At 73.4% G+C, this 2,090-nt stretch carries 3 protein-coding genes and 1 pseudogene; 2 read left to right on the top strand and 2 right to left on the bottom strand.

The features are described 5' to 3' along the window. Window positions 1-95, top strand: a pseudogene (locus AB0K09_RS32940) (EamA family transporter); the annotation flags it as partial. A gap of 53 nt (window positions 96-148) precedes the next feature. Then, entirely contained in the window at window positions 149-550 is a 402-nt protein-coding gene (locus AB0K09_RS32935; RefSeq protein WP_366069067.1) for a hypothetical protein, read from the top strand. A gap of 74 nt (window positions 551-624) precedes the next feature. Here AB0K09_RS32935 and AB0K09_RS32930 read toward each other — a convergent pair whose 3' ends face one another. Next, window positions 625-1,203, bottom strand: a complete 579-nt coding sequence (locus tag AB0K09_RS32930; protein ID WP_366069066.1) for an NAD(P)H-dependent oxidoreductase — start codon at window positions 1,201-1,203, stop codon at window positions 625-627. 245 nt (window positions 1,204-1,448) lie between these two features. Next, the coding region (locus AB0K09_RS32925; RefSeq protein WP_366069065.1) for a PhzF family phenazine biosynthesis protein at window positions 1,449-2,090 on the bottom strand (642 nt) is incomplete at its 5' end.

Raw genomic sequence — 2,090 nt, 5'->3', positions numbered from 1 at the left:
TCGTCTTCGCCGTGCAGCAGAGCGGCGGCGCGCCGACCACCGGGGACCTGTATCTGTTCGTCGCGCTGCTGGTGTGCGCGGCGGGTTACGCGGAGAGGGGTGAGTGCCGGTACGCCGGCAGGCCCCGACGGCGGAGGAGCACCAGGAGATGAGCGCCCCGGAGAGCCCGGATCACGTCAGTGTTCATCTGACCGGCTGCGGCTACGAGGCCGCCGGCACGGTCTTCGGTGTGCTGGAGGCGGCGTTCCCCGAAGGAGCCGGGCCGCCGCTGAGCGAGCCGCAGCCCACGGCCTCGTCGACGGACCATCCCATCATCTGGTGCATGGTCGTGGACACCCGGGGACACCGGCCGGGAGCGGCGACGGGGCTCTCCGAGCCGCTGGGCGAGCAGGTGTCCGTGGATCTCTTCGGCGCCGCGGATCCGGTGCGGCAGGTCCGGGAGGAGCTCGAGTCGGCCTTCGCGGCCGAGGACCGGGGCACGGTCTCGGGCGAGCACGAGCTGGAGGTGCGGCTGCGGCTGTCCTCGCGGCCGGCGTCACAGGGAGCGTGAACGCGCGGATGCCCTGCCCTCCGCCGGTCCGGCGGAGGGCAGGGCATCGTCCCCAGGAGTGGTGACCCCGTGCGTCAGGCGGTCTTCGTGGCGCGAGCGGCGTCGGCGAGCTGGGCGAGGAGCTTGGTGAGGGAGTCACGCAGCTCGTCGTTGGCCAGCACGCCCTCGGCGTCCACGACCGTGTTGGCCTGCGGGACCGTCAGCTCGTCACCGACGACCTCGGCACCGGAGGCGGTCAGCACCTTGCGCAGCTCGGCCTGGGCCCACTTGGCGCCGTAGGCGCTGGGGCTGGCGCCGATGACCGCGGCGTGCTTGCCGTTGAGCACCGACTCCCCGTACGGGCGGGACGCCCAGTCGAGGGCGTTCTTGAGCTGGCCCGGGATGGAGGAGTTGTACTCCGGGGTGGAGATGAACAGGGCGTCCGCCGCGGTGATGGCGGCACGCAGCTCCGCCACGGGCGCCGCCGGCTCGGCCTCGTGGTCCTCGCTGAACGGCGGCACGGTGGCCAGGCCGTCCCAGACCTCCACGTGGACGTCCGTGCCGGTGAGCTTGGCGGCCGCGCGCAGGATGGCCGTGTTGTTGGAGCCGGCGCGCAGGCTGCCGGAGATCGCGAGGACGCGGACGGTGCCGGCGGGCAGGTCGATTGCGTTCATAAGGATGAGCTCTCCTATGGGGGACCAGATCACTTCTGGGCAAATGGCATCGTCAAGTAGTGCACGGCGCGCACACCTCGGGGTGGCGCGTCGCGGTCACAGCATGGAGCACCGGAACCGTCGCATGCCGGTTCCGGGGGAAGGTCTGTCAAGTCTCTGACGCTTTGGCACTCTTGAGCGACCCGAACCGTAGCGATCCGGTCAACTCGGGGTCGTTTACCGGCACTTTTGGCCGGAACCGGCCGTCAGGACACCGCGACCACCCGGCCGCCGATGCCGATCGTGCCGTCGGGGTGGTGGCGCGTGAGGATGCGGGAGCCGGTGCCCTGGCGGATGGTGAGGGACCGTCCGAGCTCGGCGGTGAGCGCGAGGGCGGCGGCGCCGGTCGCCTCGTCCTCGGCGATGCCGTCGCCGCGCCGCGGGAAGCCGCGGGCCCGTACCCGGCCGGCCTGCTCGTCCTCCCAGGCCCAGGCGTAGAGCCAGCCGTCGCCGGGCGGCGGGGCCGGCAGCGCGTCGACATCGGCGGGCGTCGCGAACCGTTCGGTGCGACGCCCGGTCGCCCACTCCGGGCGGGCCCGGATCCAGGTGGTCCCGCCCTCCGGCCAGGTGGGCACCTCGCCCACGGGCGGTCGCAGGACGCGGACGTCCTGGCCGCGGCGGCGCAGCAGCCAGGCGAGGCCCACCAGCGGGTGTCCGGCGAACGGCAGCCGGCCGGACGGGGTGTGGATGTCGACCCGGCCCAGCTCGGGGTCGTCGACGAACACGGTCTCGCTGAAGCCGAGCCGGGCGGCCGTGCGGTGCCGCTCGGTCTCGTCGGGGACCGTGGGGCCGTCGAGCACGACGCCGAGGGGGTTGCCGCCCTCGCCGTCCGGGCCGACGAACACCCG

This window comes from Streptomyces sp. NPDC049577 (assembly GCF_040675635.1).
Taxonomy (GTDB): Bacteria; Actinomycetota; Actinomycetes; order Streptomycetales; family Streptomycetaceae; genus Streptomyces.
Note: the sequence above shows the minus strand (reverse complement) of the source record. Positions and strands in the feature narration are given on the sequence as shown.

Excerpts from the sequence above, each read along its gene's own strand:
- AB0K09_RS32935 (WP_366069067.1), top strand. The coding sequence starts at position 149 with ATGAGCGCCCCGGAGAGCCCGGATCACGTCAGTGTTCATCTGACCGGC.
- AB0K09_RS32930 (WP_366069066.1), bottom strand. The coding sequence starts at position 1,203 with ATGAACGCAATCGACCTGCCCGCCGGCACCGTCCGCGTCCTCGCGATC.